The sequence below is a fragment of the Lactobacillus hamsteri DSM 5661 = JCM 6256 genome (genome assembly GCF_000615445.1).
GTDB lineage: Bacteria > Bacillota > Bacilli > Lactobacillales > Lactobacillaceae > Lactobacillus > Lactobacillus hamsteri.
The window spans coordinates 35,889-51,899 of sequence record NZ_BALY01000001.1; the positions used below are offsets into that span (position 1 = coordinate 35,889).

The window sequence follows — 16,011 nt, forward strand, 5'->3', positions numbered from 1 at the left end:
TGGCTATAAGAAAATCGTTACTCAAATATGAGTAGCGATTTTTCTGTTAATTAAATTATTGACTATGCCGTCGCGTTACAGCTTATCCTTGAATTAAAGGTTATAAGGAGGAAATTCGTATGCGTAAAGATGTCCCTAAATTAAATGATCAAGTTACTAAGGAAGATTTCTTAGATATGATCGTCGAAAGCTTTCAAACTGTGATTTTTGCGACGGTAGATGATGCAGGTCACCCCCGCAGCAATGCAGCCGATATTGAGTTGCGTGAAAATAATAAATTAATTTTTTCTACTATTAAAGATGGCAACTTTCATTTAAAACCTATCAAAAAATATACAAAGAATTAAGAGTAGATCCCCAGATCGCGCTAATCAAGAAGTAATAATTTTTAGTGCGTGGGGGCATTATGCTAGTGGTAACCAAAGTTTGATTCATCATAAGTTGTAAAAAATCTAGTTTTGTAAGGATAACTCTTTTTTATTTTAATCAATTATAAAAAAAGTATAAAATAATAGATGGAAATTATAAAAAAACTATAAAATTGAAATCTGGATTATAAAAAGTGTATAAAAGAGGCTCTTATGGAAGGAAAAATGTTAAATCCCTTTATGCCTAGCTTCGGTCGTTTCCCTAAAATTATTATCGATCAACAAGAGGCATTGACTGATTATTTGACAGGATTACAAACACATGATGCTAAATATCAAACTTCTTTGGTCTACGGCGCAAGAGGATCAGGAAAAACAGTTTTTCTTTTAAACGTTCAAAGATCTTTAGAAAAATTGGATAATTGGGTATTCATTCGGTTAAACAATGGCCAAGGCAATTTGCTTTTTCAATTGATGCATGGTTTACAACGTGCTGCAGGTGTTTCATTGGTTGACCTGTTAAAAAGTGTTAAAAGTCTAAACATTATGGGGAATGGAATTACCTGGCAGACGTTACAAGAATCGCGACAGATTGATTATGATGAATATATTTCGCTTTTATTAAGTAGATTAAAGAAGCAAGGAAAATCAGTTTTAATCGGAATAGATGAAATTGAAATTAGTGATGATGTTCGAGCTTTTGGATCAGAATATCAAACATTGATTGGTGATGAATATGACCTTTCATTAATAATGACGGGGTTACCAAGTCGGATTTCAGAAGTTCAGAATGATAATACGTTAACTTTTTTATTACGTAGCAATCGTGTTTACTTATCACCATTAGATGAGGAAACAATAGCTTATAGCTATGAAAAGGCGTTTACTAAAGGTAAACGTGAAATTGATTTCATGATATTAGATGAAATGAGCCACGCAGTTAAAGGGTATGCTTATGCTTTTCAAACTATTGGTTACTATGCTTGGCGTTTTAGTCAAGAATCTTTGCAGCTTAATGAAGAGGTCTTAAGGAAAACTATTCAAGCTACAAAAATAGATCTGTTTAGAAATGCTTATGAAAGAATGTATATGGATATTTCTAAAACTGATCGTGATTTTATTAATGCAATTATTCAGGCCGGAACTGAACGAGTATCAACAAAACAATTACAGAATATTTTGCATAAACCGATTAATTATATTTCAGTTTATCGAGCAAGATTATTAGATGATCAGTTAATTACGTCACCTCAAAGAGGGGTGGTGCAATTGGCATTACCGTTTTTTGCAGAATTTGTTGAAAAGTATAATTTAGAACATTTATCTTAAAAATTTGAAAGAAGTATAAATATGAGTAAATATAATCAATTATGGCAATACATCAAAGATAACGAAAGTGGAGATTTTGACCTTTCATTTGATGCAATTGAAAAAGCAGCAGGTTTACCAATCGACCATTCCTTTTTACGGTATAAAAAAGAATTATCTAATTATGGTTTTGAAGTGGAGAAAATTTCACTCAAAAATAAGACTGTAAAGTTTCATCAATTATAGTGGCAGGAATTAAAAAGAGGTTAACTGATGTTGCCAACTCAAATTGAAGTTCGTGGTGGAAAAGTTCATAATCTTAAAAATATTAATGTAGATATTCCGCTTCACAAGTTTGTAGCTATTTCAGGACTTTCGGGTTCAGGAAAATCATCTTGCAATGGGGATTCTCTATGAAGAAGGTTCGCGCAGATATTTAGACGCACTTTCAACTTATATGAGAAGACGAATCAAGCAAGGCAGTCAGGCTAACGTGGAAAGCGTTAAGCATATTCCATCAGCTTTAGCACTTCGTCAGCGTCCAAGCGTGCCAAATGAACGAGCAACGGTTGGTACGATGAGTGAAACTTTTAACGTTCTTAGATTGATTTTTTCAAGATTAGGTTCGCCTGTTTGTCCAAATGGACACTATTTAAAGCCGAGCTTAGAAATTGCTAAGGCAATGAGTAAATCCGGTGAAGAAATGGGCCAACTTACTTGTCCTGTCTGCGGTGAGAAGTTTTATGCACCAAGTGCTGAAGAATTTGCTTTTAACTCTGATGGAGCCTGTGAAGAGTGTGGCGGAACAGGAAAGGTTCGTCAACTTGATGAAAGTAAATTGATTGTTGATGAAAATTTGACAATTAAAGATGGTGCTGTTGCTTCTTGGAGTTTGCCAGGTCGTAACTTCATGCCTAATGTGGCTGAACATGCGGGCGTGCGGATTGATGTTCCGTTTAAGGATTTAACTGCTAAAGAAAAAGACTTTGTTTTAAATGGTCCTGAGAAAAAGTACAAGATGGATTTTCTTTCGGGAACTGGTCGCGTCTTTCATGATTTTAATGCTTTGTATGAAAATGCTCACCAAGCCGTTATTCGTTCTGCCCAGACGAGCAAGAGTGAACGTGCGCAAAAGCGAATCGCAGAATTCTTTACTTATTCAACTTGCCCGGTTTGTCATGGTTCACGCTTGAAGCCAAAACTTCTTAAGCAGCTTGTTGGTGGAAAAAACATCAATGAAGTTGCCAACATGCAGCTGGGTAATTTGCCTGCTTGGCGTGATGAAGTTTTAGCTAAACTTCCTGATGATATGCAAAAAATGTCCAAGGCTGTGTTTAACGAAATGATTGAAAATCTTCAGCCTTTGCTTGATTTAGGTTTGGATTATTTAACCATGGCGCGTAGCGGCAATACCTTATCAACAGGAGAACTACAAAGAATTCAGTTAGCGAGAACGCTTCGCACGGAAACAACAGGCGTCTTGTATGTTTTGGATGAACCATCTATTGGTCTTCATCCAGCGAATGTTGATGGTTTGATTAAGGTTTTAAGAAAATTGGTTGCGCAAGGCAATTCTTTAGTTGTGGTTGATCATAACGTTGATATTATCAAGGCAGCCGATCAAATCATCGAAATCGGCCCCAGATCAGGTGAGCTTGGTGGTAAGATTTTAGATCAAGGTACACCTGATGAGATCAAGCAGGACAAGCAGTCACTCATTCGACCATATCTTGATAGCACGGCGAAACTTTTTGCAAGAAAAGTTGCGACAAAGTTAATACTGAGCAAATAACTTTTGAAGTTGATGATTACTTTAACCTGAAAAATGTGAAGGCCGGTATTCCAATAAATCAAATTACGGCTGTAACAGGCTTTTCTGGTGCGGGGAAGACAAGTCTTATTTTGGATAGTTTGGTTCCCGCGATTAAGGCGCAAAGCAAAAAAGAAGCTTTGCCAAAGCAAATCAAGAGTTTTAATTCTTCCATTAATAATGTCGTTAGTGTCGATGCTTCCCCAATTGGCAAAAGTACGCGCTCAACGGTCGCAACTTACACTTCGATTATGGATAATTTGCGAAAATTATTTGCTCGGCAAGAGTTAGCGAAAAAACGTCATTATACAGCTAGCTGGTTTTCTTACAATAATAAGCAGGGGGCTTGCCCTACTTGTGGCGGAACAGGAATCATGACGCTGGATATTCAATTCTTGCCGGATATGGAACAGACTTGTTCAACTTGTCATGGCGATCGTTTTGATAAGAAAATTGAAGATGTTAAATGGAACGGGATGTCCATTGTCGATGTTTTGAACTTAGATGTTAATGAAGCCTTGCCAATTTTTAAAAAGGTACCGAAGATTGAGCAAGAATTAAAACTTCTCAAGGAAGTGGGCTTGGATTATCTTCATTTGGGTGAAAGCACGCCAACGCTTTCTGGTGGTGAAGCACAACGCTTGAAGCTTGTTACGCACCTTAGTCATAAGCAAAATGACACCTTGTTTGTCTTTGATGAACCAACGATTGGTCTTCATCCTTTAGATGTGAAGACTTTGACTGAAGTTATGCAAAAGTTGATTGATCAAGGCGCAACAATTATCACAATCACGCATGATATGAATTTAATGGTTAATGCAGATTATCTTTTAGACTTGGGACCACGTGGCGGTGAAAACGGCGGACAAATTGTCGCTCAGGGCCGTCCAGGTGATTTGATTAAAGATCCACAAAGCTTGACTACGAAATATTTAGCCGAATACTGGCAACAATTTGAATAATCTCAAAAATTATCTCTCATTTTTTCTAAAGAACATTAGAATAAAAGAGGAGATAATTTTTATTTATTAGAAGGCGTAAAGAATGGATAATAAACCTATTTTTAAAATTACAAAATTAAACATTAAAAAAGAAGATCGTGCTGGCTTTATTAAGGAACAAGAAGCTGAACTTGAAAACTCAATTCCAGCTGAAGAAGGAACTTTGCTCTTTGCCAGCGGTCACGAAGATGCCCAAGGCTTGGAAAACTATGTTGTTGAACTCTACCGTAATCCTAAGGCTTACGAAGCTCACAGTATGGCAAATTACTTTGATCACTATGACAAGACAATTAGTGATATGACAGTTGACAAAAAAGTTTACGATTTGAACGGCGAATGGATTACTACTAAGCCTAAGGAAGCTCTTGATGCTTACGCAAACAATTTTGTCATTCGTGTTGCTAAGGTTGAAGTTGAAGACGGCAAGCATGATCAATTCGCTGCAACTGTAAAGAAGGAGATGCGTCGTGCTATTGCTCAAGAACCTGGCGTTGAAATTTTAATGGCTGGTTCTAACAAGGAAAACGAAAATGAATGGTTGTTCTTCGAAGTTTACGCAAATGACGAAGCCTATGACAAGCATGTTAAGAGCAAGTGGTTCATTGACTACATTAAAGGCAGCGAAGACATTGTTAAGGACAAGCAACTTCATGAATTAGTTCGCGATGTAATGGCAACGCAAGGCCCAATCGTTATGGACTAAATAATTAAGAAATAGTAGAAAGGCATTGGAAGGTGATTCTAATGCCTTTTTTGATGCTTTGGAAAATTAATTCAAAAAAATTCAAATTTTTCCTTGACGAAATCCACCATATCCCATATACTATTAACTGTTGAGTGATCGAGAGGTCATTCAAATAGAACCAATCAAGTAAAAGGTTTGAAGATTGGGTTATAGCCAAGTGGTAAGGCAATGGTTTTTGGTACCATCATGCGCTGGTTCGAATCCAGCTAACCCAATAATATAAAAGATCAGGCTTTGGCCTGATCTTTTTTTGTGCATTGAAAAGCAAAGATAGAAAGTGGCTTTAGATTGGAAACTAAATACGGAAGAAATTCATTTTTTGATGGTGGCTTGTTTGCTTTAATTGGTTGGCATATTTTAGGATTTTTAGTTACATTTTTTACTTTAGGAATTTGTTATCCATGGGCAATTTGCATGATCTATGGATGGCGGATCAATCATACGGTAATTGAAGGCAGAAGAATGAAATTCATCGGCAGTGCTTGGGGATTGTTTGGCAACTGGATTAAATGGTTGCTCCTTTCAATTATTACTTTAGGTATTTACTCATTTTGGGTGAGAATTAAGCTTCTGGATTGGAAGGCTAAGAATACCCGATTTAGAAATTAGTAGTAGGGATGTATGACTACTACACTTTTTACACATGGGTGCGTTTTTTTTAGATTGTATTATACAAAACTGATGATTAATATATTTCAAATATAACAAGTTTTGTAATGCTTATTTAACAAGATGTAAGTCATTTGTAACGCTTACGGTGATCTTTTATAGTATTATATTATTTGCAATGGAAAAGGACCTCATCTTAAAATTAAGTACTAATTATGAGCTGAAAGTTATCTTTTAGTTTGTAAGCGTTGTATAATATAGAGGTAAACGATAGATAAAGGTTTTATCTATTGCCATGTTTTATTCCATTCAGAAAGGAAAGACCACATAATGAAAAAGAATTTAAGAATTGTTAGTGTTGCTGCCGCTGCTTTATTGGCAGTTGCTCCTGTAGCTACTGGCGTTGTTCCAGTTTCAGGTGTAAATACTGTGCAAGCTGGTAGCAATGCTAAATCTACTAAGACTGCAAATTTATCTACTAATATTCTTTCTATTAATAATTCAGTTAAAGTTTCTGACATTACTCCTAGTTGGGTACAAAATAATGTTAAGTTGTCATCAGGTTTAATTGCAGGTGTAGAATCTGTAGTAATTAAAGATGGAGACAATACTGTTACTTCTAAGGATAGTTTACAAGGTGGAAAGACCTATACTTTACAAGTGGCAGCTAACTTAAACGGCTTAACTGGTTATAATAGTGTAACAGTTAATAAGAGTTCAGCTGTAGATGTTAATGGTGGTGGTGTATCAAAGACTGTAACTTTTGATGTTTCTATGCATGTCTACGATCCAAATGCAGCTGGCATTCCTCAATTTATTTTGAATAATAATGGTTCAATTTTAAATAATAATGCTATTGCACCACTTGCTGATGGCTTGAGTGTTACTAATGGTGAAACTATTGACAATATTATCAAAGCTGCAGAAGGTGTTGTAACTTTCCGTGATACTATGAATAATGATGTTAATAATGCTCAAATTATTACTACTCCTTCAGATGTAATTAATGAATTAAAGCAACAAGGTGTTACTGTAAATGGTAATGACGGAAGTGCGAAGGTAACGGCTGCTAGTGGTTTCAACGTAACTTTAACAGGTAGAACATTAACTAATGGAAAGACAGCTACTGTTAAGATTCCATTTGTTCCAGCAGGTTCCGTTCAAACTGATGCTCCAGAAATCCAAGTTGCAGTTAAGGCTATGGGACAATCAACTTTTGGTACAGCAACTAAGGCAGCAAATAATCAGTATTATCAAATTGCTTCAGGTTCTAACTTTAATCCTTTAGACTTTACTACAAGTAATGGTGATGAGATTAAATTCTCAGCTATTCAAAGTAATAAGAACTCTCAAGCTGCTGAAATAACTGCAACTTCAAATCCTGTAAATACTTCAGAAGCAGGTAAGTTCTATCACGTAACTTTAACAGCAACTAATAACGGTAAGAAGACTTCAACATATTCATATACTGTTTTAGTTGTATCAAATGGTTTACAAGAACTTTATGCAGATGCTAAGACTTACAATATTTATGGTGATAATGTTCAAGCTACTGGCAATACTATTGCTAAAGGTAATAAAGTTTATGTAGGTAATGATACTAAGACTATTGGTAATGTATCTTACTCAAAGGTTTCAACTCAATCTAAAGCTGCAGCAGATGCAGGAAATACTTGGATTGAAACTTCTGCATTAGCTAAGCCTGCAGGCGATACTAACGTTGCAACTCATACCATCATGGTAAACTCAAGAGCTTACGACAAGAATGGTAACTACTTAGGCAAGGATTACTATGCATACAACAGTATTGACATTGTTCCAGAAGTTGTAACTATCAAGGGTAAGACTTACTACAAGGTAGCTAACAAGGACGAATATGTTCGTGTAACTAACATTACTGGTAACAAGCGTAAGTTACGCCACAATGCTTATGTTTACTGGTCATCAAACCGTCGTACACCAGGCGCTCGCAAGATGTACAAGGGTGAAACCGTTACTACTTACGGTGGTAAGATGACATTTAAGAACGGTAAGAAGTACTACAGAATTGAAGGCTGCAGAAACAACAACAAGAGATACATCAAGGCAGCAAACTTCTAAATCAAATTAGATAATATTGAAAAGGCGATGCTTCGGCATCGTCTTTTTTCTTTCTATTATAAAAGCAATATTTTTAATTTTAGGTGCAAATATGCAGAATAATAAAAATATATAGTTTTTATTTATACGAAGTGATATACTAGCTGTGCAAGGAAGCTTATGTAACTTTGCATTATAACATCTATACACTATATACTTATTACACACTTTATTCCTGGGGACTAATCATTTTGATTAGTCCTTTCTTTTTGTTTAAAAATTAAAATTACTACTATAATTTTTATTGTTTTTGGAATTTGACTAGATATCTGGCTCTTTTACTTTGCAGAAAAGCGTATACTAGAGTGAATTGATTATGAAAGTGATATGTAATTATGGGCTTATGGATATTTTTGTTAATTTTGATTTATTTCTTTGTGAAGGAAACTTTTGAAGAGGAAACAGCAACACGCGTTTCGCTGGTTATTATTCCAATTTATTCAGCATTAATGATGATTTTTACTATTGGACAAAATTTCACGCCACAGACGCTATTAATTACGCTAGGATTAATTATCGTAGGAATCACGGTGGGACTTTTTCAAACAAAGAAAGTGCAAGTCACTGTAACGGATGAATTGAATAAGTATCAATTACCAAAAGTAAAAATTAAACGTGGCTGGTATTATTTGATTGGCTGGATCGCTATTTTTGTTATTAGCATTTTGGTAGAAATGGCATATGGTGCTGAGATTAATCACGAAGAATTATCAGAAAAATTAGCGATTGAAATTTTACGTGATATGTCGAGCATTGTGATGTTTACGAATGAAAGTTCATGGTTTATCTGGGTGCTTAACTTTAGTTCAAGCTGGACATATGATACTTATTTGTTTTTCAAGTATCCAAAATTGCGTCAATACGTAGTTTTACGAAAAAAGAATTAATTTTTTAATTTTTTTACTTGCATTTTTAGTGTGATTTAGTTATTATAATAAACGTGCTGTTACGGAGGAGTAGCGAAGTGGCTAAACGCGGCGGTCTGTAAAACCGCTCTCTCTGAGTTCGGCGGTTCGAATCCACCCTCCTCCATTGCTGAAGTTTTCTTCAGCTGGTACATTGAACAACAAGTAAAAGTTCAAGCGAATGGGTTATAGCCAAGTGGTAAGGCAATGGTTTTTGGTACCATCATGCGCTGGTTCGAATCCAGCTAACCCAATTGTTCTAAGAAATGAACACCCAACCCGAAAAAGAGACAAGTTCACATGAGCTTGTTTCTTTTTTTGCCTTTAAACAAGTAAGCATTATTTTCGTACTTATGGAAAATAACGAGTAAACTAGGAATAGTTTGCAAATTTTAGAGAGGGATTTCTTATATGGCAAGAATAATTAAAGTAGGTGCTGGCGGGAGTGAAATCGATTGGCATGAAGCTTTAAAGGATTTACGTGCTGATGATGTGCTTTTAATTGAGCCGGGATTTTATGAATTGCCTCAAGGTTTGGAGTTAACTGACATTACTTTGAAAGGCATGGGCTCAACACCAGAAGATACGACGATCTTAGGCTATATTAGTACTTCTGAAGATAGCAGATTCGTTAACTTGGAAAATCTCTGCATTAATACAAATACGGATCATAACAGCTTATCTGTACCTACAGAAGCAAATGGTTATCTAAGCTTACGCAACTGCATTATTAAAGGAACGAATACCGATACAGCAGCTATTGCTATTAATGGTAAAACGACTTTAGAGTTGTATTCGACTAAGGTGATAAATGGCTCACTTTCCATGTTTGCCAATTCAGATTTTCGTCTGGAAATGAATGATTCAGTGATTGATTATGCTTCAGATGAGTTTTGTGCCCTCGCTTTGGAAGGAAAAGGAACGGCAATTATCAACAACTCGTGCATTCATGGTTCAACTAATACTTTTGAAAAAACCAACATGGAACTTGATATCAATAATTCAAAGTTGGATTATATTTTGCTTCGTGGTCAAACTTGGCTGAATATGCTTAATTCAGAAATTTTATCAACGGAAGATTCGTGTCTTTATATCAGCGATTCATGTTGGAGCAATATTGTCGGTTCTAAGTTTCATGGCGGCGTCTTTTTGGATAAGGAAACGAGGACAATTATTCAAAATTGCACGATTAATAGAATGATTGCCGTAGATAAAGCCAAAATCACCATGACTAATTCACAAATCATTGCTCACGCTGATTTTCAAGATGAGGCAAATGCTGATGCAACACGTGTTGGGTTCAACGGTAATATGGATTATGAATATTTCCTTGCTTTAAGCGGTCGTGCTCGTCTTGCTGGCCATGATTTAATACTTAATGCCAATGATTCACAACTTGCAGTTCAAGATGATGCTCACTTTAATACCAATGTTCTTGCTAGTGACAAGAGCAGCATTGAAGTAGAATGCAATAAAGTTCCGAATGTTAAAATTATGGGCATGCATTGGACAGCGAAGAAAAAGTAATGCAATCTAGACCAATTTGTCATATAATGATAATGGTGTTGGAGGAGGTGCGTGTTCATGGAAGAACCAATGTACATCAGAATTCATAATCAAATTAAACGCGATATTGAAAAGCACGTTTATAAAGTGGGAGATAGAATTCCGGCTGAAAGACAATTAGCAGTTAAATTTGGTGTTTCAAGAATGACTTTACGTCAAGCTATTAAGACGCTGGAAGATGAGGGAATCCTTGAACGTCGTTTGGGTAGCGGAACTTATGTGGCTAGCCAAAAAGTCCAAGAAAAAATGTCAGGAATTATGTCCTTTACTGAAATTACCGAAGCGAATGGCCAAACGCCTTCAAGTAAGTTGATTACTTATCAAATTGGCAAGCCATCTCTTTCTGAAAAGGAACGCTTGGGAATCAAGCCGGATGACGAAGTTCTTCGAATGGAACGAATCAGATTTGCGGATGATACGCCAATTTGTCACGAAGTAGTTACGATTCCTTACAAACTCGTAGAAAATATTTCTAAAGATGATATTTCAACTCATTTATATGAGACTTTAGAAAAGAACGGCTATCAAATCGGTCGAGTAACTGAACATATTTCTGCGGCTGTCTGCAATGAAAATGATGCTCGTCTTCTTAAAGCTAAGAAGGGTGAAGCATTAATTACTCGTCGTCAGGTTACTGAACTTTCTGATGGCAAGCCGTTTGAATACACGCGTGCGCGCTATGTTGCTGAAAGATTTGAATTTACTTTTTCTAAGTAGAAAATAATTTATGAAACTAAAAAAGCATTGTCAATCGGCAATGCTTTTATTTTTACTTCAAGTCTTCTTTAATTTTAGTAGTAGAAATTCCTGGTGTGCGTGGCAAGTAGATAACATCGCAGTAAGGCTTTAAAAAGTCAAACTTGCCTTTCCAGTCGTCGCCCATAACAAAGGTATCAACATCGTATTTTTGGACATCAGAAATTTTTTGATCCCAATCTTTTTCAGGGATGACTTCGTCTACGTAACGGATGGCTTCCAAAATATATTTTCTTTCAGGATAAGTATTGTAAGCCTCTTTATGCTTTTTAAATTCATTGAATTCATCAGTAGAAAGACCAACGATTAAGTAATCGCCAAGTTCTCGTGCACGTTTTAAAAGACGAATATGACCGTAATGCAAGAGGTCAAAGGTGCCGTAAGTAATAACTTTTTTCATTTAAAGCTCCTAATTCATTAAACGGTATTAAACGAATTAATCATAGCATAATTGAAGAAAAGGTAAAGGGATGCCCACCTATGACGATCTTTTGATAAAATAAAGTTAAATAATTTAGGATGAGGTATTTACGATGGATAAAGTAAATGTTTTAGGGGTTAATTTTGATAATAAAACTTTTAAGCAATTTCAAAATGAATTTGTTAATCGCATGAATAATCACCTGTCGACTTTTGTCGTCACTGCTAATCCGGAAATTGTGATGGCAGCCAATGAAAATCCTGAATTTATGAAGATTTTAAAAGAAGATGCTGACTACATTACTGCTGATGGAATTGGTATTGTAAAGGCAGCTAAGATGCTTAAAAAGCCACTTCCAGAGCGAGTAACAGGATATGATCTTTTTACTTGGTTAATGAAGCTGGCTAATGAACGTGGTTTGCGTGTTTTCTTAATCGGGGCTAAGCCTGCTGTTATCCACGCTGTGCAGGCAAAAATTGCTAAAGAATATCCTGATATTCAATTGGTGGGCGCAGAAAACGGCTACTTTACTGAAGATCTTGATCTGGTTGCGCGCAGAATTCAAAGAACACAGCCTGATCTAGTCTTTGCAGCATTAGGCTTTCCAAAGCAGGAAAAATTGCTTTCTATCTTACGTAAAAATGCGACGCCAGCTTTGATGATGGGGGTTGGTGGCAGTTTTGATGTTTTTTCCGGACAAGTCAGACGTGCTCCTGAAGCATTTCAAAAGTCGCATCTTGAGTGGTTTTATCGTTTAATTACTAATCCAACCAGATTTAAGCGGATGATGGTTTTGCCACAATTTGTTGTAAAAGTTAAACAATCACAATTCAAGAAAAAGAGAGGTAAAAAATAATTAATGAAAGTTTTGCATGTTAACGCTGGTCTTGAAAATGGCGGTGGATTATCGCACATTGTTAACCTGCTTAAAGAAGCTAAAATTGAGGGCAAGGATTTTGAACTTTTGACTTTAGCCGAAGGGCCTGTTGCTAAGGCGGCGCGTGAAGCCGGTATTGATACATACGTCTTAGGTGCTGGCAGCCGCTATGATTTAGCAAGTTTGAAGAGACTGGCAGCTTTTATTAATGATCGCCACTATGATATTGTTCATACGCACGGTGCGCGAGCTAACTTGTTTTTATCTCTGATTCATAAAAAAATTAGAGCAACTTGGTGCATTACTGTTCATTCAGATCCATATTTGGACTTTGAAGGACGAGGAATTTTAGGAAAAATTTTTACGAAGCTTAATTTACATGCTTTGCGCAAAGCAGATTGTGTTTTTGCCGTCACCAGACGTTTTGCTCAACTTATGATTAATAAAGTAAATGTACCTGCTTCTAAAGTTCATGTGATTTATAATGGTATCTTTTTCCATGATGATAGTGAAATCCCTGCTAAATATGAGCATATGTATTTCAACATTATTAACGTTGCACGAACCGAGAAAGTAAAGGGACAGGAACTTTTGCTTAAAGCACTTAAAAAGATCGACGATTCGCATATTCGCTTATATATTGCTGGTGACGGCAGTCAGCTTGATACTTTGAAGGAGCTGGCTCAAGAACTCGATATCGCGCCTCAAGTTACTTTCAATGGTTTCATGACGCAAAAGCAACTTACCAATTTATATCGTCGTATGAATTTAGCGGTGCTGACCTCTTATTCAGAAAGCTTCCCGCTTGTGCTTTTAGAAGCTAGTGATAATCAAATTCCTATTTTATCTACAGATATTGGCGATATTAAAATGATGATCCCTGATGAGGAACATGGTTTTATAGCAAAAATCGGCGATGTTGATTCAATTGCAGCCCAACTTAAAAAGGCAATCAATGAATCTCCAGAGAAGCTTGAACAAATGGCTGCTCGTGAGAAAAAGTACGTTGCCAGTCATTTTTCTGTTAAAAATCAGCTTGATTCAATTGAAAAGGTATACCAAGATTTGTAATTATCGTAGCAAATCGTTGATGATATAACATTACATGGTTATAATTAAAACAAACTTTATTATAGTTTGACTGAGAGGAAAGAATGTTTTACCAAGAAATAGACAAAGACGATTCTTTGGCTTTACATACAGATTTGTATGAAATTAACATGATGTACACGTATTTCAAGAAAGGAATTGCCGATCGCAATGCCGTTTTTGAAACTTTTTATCGTCAAGAACCATTTGGCAACGGTTATGCCGTTTATGCCGGTCTTGAACATATTATTGAATATTTGCAAAACCTTAAGTTTAAGGAAAGCGATTTGCAATATTTGAAAGAAACGCAAGATTACGATGATGACTTTATCGATTACTTGCGTAATTTAAAATTGAAATTAACAATTCGTTCTATGAAAGAAGGGGAATTGGTTTTTGCCAATGAACCTATTATTCAAGTTGAAGGTCCGCTTGCTCAATGTCAGTTAGTGGAAACTGCAATTTTGAATATTGTTAACTTCCAAACTTTGCTTGCTACTAAGGCAGCTAGAATCAAACTTGCTGTTCAAGGTGATGGCTTGATGGAATTCGGTTCACGTCGTGCACAAGAAACTGATGCAGCAATTTGGGGTGCGCGTGCCGCTTATATCGGTGGTTTTGATTCAACCAGTAACGTTCGTGCCGGAAAATTATTTGGTATTCCAATTTCAGGTACACACGCTCATGCTTTAGTTGAAGCCTTCGGCAGTGAATATGATGCTTTTAAGGCTTACGCTGAAACTCATAAAAATTGCGTATTCCTTGTGGATACTTATGATACTGTTCGCAGTGGTGTTCCAAATGCAATTAAAGTTGCTAATGAAATGGGCGACAAGATCAACTTCTTAGGCGTTCGTATCGATTCAGGTGACATGGCATATATTTCTAAACAGGTTCGTAAAGAACTTGATGATGCTGGTTATACTGATGCCAAGATTTTTGCTTCTAACGATCTTGATGAATACACAATTACCAACTTGAAGATGCAAGGCGCTAAAATCGATGTTTGGGGAATCGGAACTAAATATATTACCGCTTATGATCAACCAGCTCTTGGTGCTGTTTACAAGCTTGTTGCTATTGAAGATGAAGTTCATGCTATGCGTGATACTTTGAAGATCTCTTCTAATGCTATTAAGGTTTCAACTCCTGGTAAGAAGCAAGTTTGGAGAATTAGTGCCAACACTGCCAAGAAGAACGAAGGCGACTGGGTAAGTCGTGCTGATGAAGATCCACGTAAGTTTAATGCTTTATTCATGTTCCATCCACAATATAATTACATTAATAAGGTGGTAACTAACTATACTGCTATTCCGCTTTTGCATGATATTTTTAAAGAAGGAAAATTGGTTTACAAGCAACCACCTTTGAAAGATATCAAGAAGTTTGTAGCTGACAATCTTGATGGCTTGTGGGATGAATATAAACGTAGCTTGAACCCACAAGAATATCCGGTTGATTTGTCACAAGATCTTTATGAAAGCAAGATGGAGCTTATTCAAGAAATCCGTCGCAAGATTAGAGAAAGAAGCATTGGTCGATGAGAGAATTACAAAAAGAAATTATTGCTTATGAACATGTTTTACCAGAAATTGATCCTAAAAAGGAAATTAGACGTTCAATTGATTTCTTAAAGGATTACTTAAAGGCTAATCCATTTCTTAAGACTTACGTTTTAGGAATTTCTGGTGGCCAAGATTCAACTTTGACTGGTAAGCTTTGCCAAATGGCTATGGAAGAAATGCGTGAAGAAACTGGCGATGATTCTTATCAATTTATCGCTGTTCGTTTGCCATACGGCGTTCAAGCCGATGCTGATGATGCGGCAGATGCCGTAGCTTTCCAAAAGCCAGACCAAGATTTAATCGTTAACATCAAGGAACCTGTTGATGCAATGGTTAAAGTTGTTGAAGCAACTGGCCAAAAGATTACTGATTTTAATAAGGGTAATATAAAGGCTCGTCAAAGAATGGTTGTTCAATACGCAATTGCCGGTGCTAACCAGGGGGCTGTTGTAGGTACTGACCATGCGGCTGAAAACTTCTGCGGTTTTTACACTAAATTTGGTGACGGTGCCGCTGACTTGACACCATTATTCCGTTTGGACAAACGTCAAGGCAAGGCTCTTCTTAAGGAATTAGGCTGTCCAGCCCATCTTTATGAAAAAGCTCCAACAGCTGACCTTGAAGAAGATAAGCCTGACTTGCCAGATGAAGTAGCTTTAGGTGTAACTTACAAGGATATTGACGATTATCTTGAAGGCAAGGAAGTTCCAGAAAAATCTGCTGAACAAATCGAAAGACTTTGGAACAAGAGTAAACACAAGCGTCATTTACCAGTTACTATTTTTGATGATTTTTATAAAAAATAATTGTTTAAAAATTGAATTATCATTTTATAATGAATTTCGTCATAAG

At 36.2% G+C, this 16,011-nt stretch carries 14 protein-coding genes, 3 tRNA genes and 1 pseudogene; 17 read left to right on the forward strand and 1 reads right to left on the reverse strand.

What is annotated here, in order from left to right; genetic code table 11:
• Positions 1 to 119 precede the first annotated feature (119 nt).
• The 13 genes and pseudogenes from JCM6256_RS00180 to JCM6256_RS00245 all read left to right on the forward strand — a co-directional run bounded on the left by JCM6256_RS00180 (position 120) and on the right by JCM6256_RS00245 (position 11,168).
• Positions 120 to 347: a pyridoxamine 5'-phosphate oxidase family protein gene (locus JCM6256_RS00180; protein WP_025079854.1), complete on the forward strand. Its 228-nt coding sequence runs from the start codon at positions 120 to 122 to the stop codon at positions 345 to 347.
• A gap of 234 nt (positions 348 to 581) precedes the next feature.
• Positions 582 to 1,697 (forward strand): DUF8462 domain-containing protein, encoded by a 1,116-nt coding sequence (locus tag JCM6256_RS09255; RefSeq protein ID WP_035438034.1) that lies wholly within the window; start codon positions 582 to 584, stop codon positions 1,695 to 1,697.
• Between the two features lie 21 nt (positions 1,698 to 1,718).
• Positions 1,719 to 1,922, forward strand: coding sequence for a hypothetical protein (locus tag JCM6256_RS00195; protein WP_025079855.1), 204 nt, complete (start codon positions 1,719 to 1,721; stop codon positions 1,920 to 1,922).
• A gap of 27 nt (positions 1,923 to 1,949) precedes the next feature.
• Positions 1,950 to 4,448 (forward strand): annotated as a pseudogene (locus JCM6256_RS09260) (AAA family ATPase).
• Between the two features lie 82 nt (positions 4,449 to 4,530).
• Positions 4,531 to 5,190, forward strand: coding sequence for a putative quinol monooxygenase (locus JCM6256_RS00205; RefSeq protein WP_025079856.1), 660 nt, complete (start codon positions 4,531 to 4,533; stop codon positions 5,188 to 5,190).
• Positions 5,191 to 5,375: 185 nt separating this feature from the next.
• Positions 5,376 to 5,447, forward strand: a tRNA-Gln gene (locus JCM6256_RS00210).
• A 73-nt stretch (positions 5,448 to 5,520) separates the two neighbouring features.
• On the forward strand, positions 5,521 to 5,841 hold the full coding sequence (locus JCM6256_RS00215; RefSeq protein ID WP_025079857.1) for a DUF898 family protein: 321 nt from the start codon (positions 5,521 to 5,523) through the stop codon (positions 5,839 to 5,841).
• Positions 5,842 to 6,171: 330 nt separating this feature from the next.
• Positions 6,172 to 7,941 (forward strand): SLAP domain-containing protein, encoded by a 1,770-nt coding sequence (locus tag JCM6256_RS00220; protein WP_025079858.1) that lies wholly within the window; start codon positions 6,172 to 6,174, stop codon positions 7,939 to 7,941.
• 374 nt (positions 7,942 to 8,315) lie between these two features.
• Positions 8,316 to 8,867, forward strand: coding sequence for a hypothetical protein (locus JCM6256_RS00225; RefSeq protein ID WP_025079859.1), 552 nt, complete (start codon positions 8,316 to 8,318; stop codon positions 8,865 to 8,867).
• A 63-nt stretch (positions 8,868 to 8,930) separates the two neighbouring features.
• Positions 8,931 to 9,012 (forward strand) — tRNA-Tyr (locus tag JCM6256_RS00230).
• 55 nt (positions 9,013 to 9,067) lie between these two features.
• Positions 9,068 to 9,139, forward strand: a tRNA-Gln gene (locus tag JCM6256_RS00235).
• 157 nt (positions 9,140 to 9,296) lie between these two features.
• On the forward strand, positions 9,297 to 10,412 hold the full coding sequence (locus tag JCM6256_RS00240; RefSeq protein WP_025079860.1) for a hypothetical protein: 1,116 nt from the start codon (positions 9,297 to 9,299) through the stop codon (positions 10,410 to 10,412).
• A 57-nt stretch (positions 10,413 to 10,469) separates the two neighbouring features.
• Positions 10,470 to 11,168, forward strand: a complete 699-nt coding sequence (locus tag JCM6256_RS00245) for a GntR family transcriptional regulator (RefSeq protein WP_025079861.1) — start codon at positions 10,470 to 10,472, stop codon at positions 11,166 to 11,168.
• 52 nt (positions 11,169 to 11,220) lie between these two features.
• Here the strand turns inward: JCM6256_RS00245 and tagD are convergent, their stop codons facing one another.
• Positions 11,221 to 11,607, reverse strand: a complete 387-nt coding sequence (tagD, locus tag JCM6256_RS00250) for a glycerol-3-phosphate cytidylyltransferase (RefSeq protein WP_025079862.1) — start codon at positions 11,605 to 11,607, stop codon at positions 11,221 to 11,223.
• 133 nt (positions 11,608 to 11,740) lie between these two features.
• Here tagD and JCM6256_RS00255 point away from each other — a divergent pair, with 133 nt between their 5' ends.
• From JCM6256_RS00255 to nadE, 4 genes are all read left to right on the forward strand, one after another.
• Positions 11,741 to 12,484 (forward strand): WecB/TagA/CpsF family glycosyltransferase, encoded by a 744-nt coding sequence (locus JCM6256_RS00255; RefSeq protein WP_025079863.1) that lies wholly within the window; start codon positions 11,741 to 11,743, stop codon positions 12,482 to 12,484.
• Between the two features lie 3 nt (positions 12,485 to 12,487).
• Positions 12,488 to 13,576, forward strand: a complete 1,089-nt coding sequence (locus JCM6256_RS00260; RefSeq protein ID WP_025079864.1) for a glycosyltransferase — start codon at positions 12,488 to 12,490, stop codon at positions 13,574 to 13,576.
• Between the two features lie 83 nt (positions 13,577 to 13,659).
• A complete protein-coding gene (locus JCM6256_RS00265) occupies positions 13,660 to 15,138 on the forward strand; it encodes a nicotinate phosphoribosyltransferase (RefSeq protein ID WP_025079865.1) in 1,479 nt (492 codons plus the stop codon).
• Complete coding sequence (nadE, locus tag JCM6256_RS00270; RefSeq protein ID WP_025079866.1) at positions 15,135 to 15,965, forward strand: NAD(+) synthase; 831 nt, start codon at positions 15,135 to 15,137, stop codon at positions 15,963 to 15,965. The genes JCM6256_RS00265 and nadE overlap by 4 nt, the downstream gene beginning before the upstream one ends.
• Positions 15,966 to 16,011 lie beyond the last annotated feature (46 nt).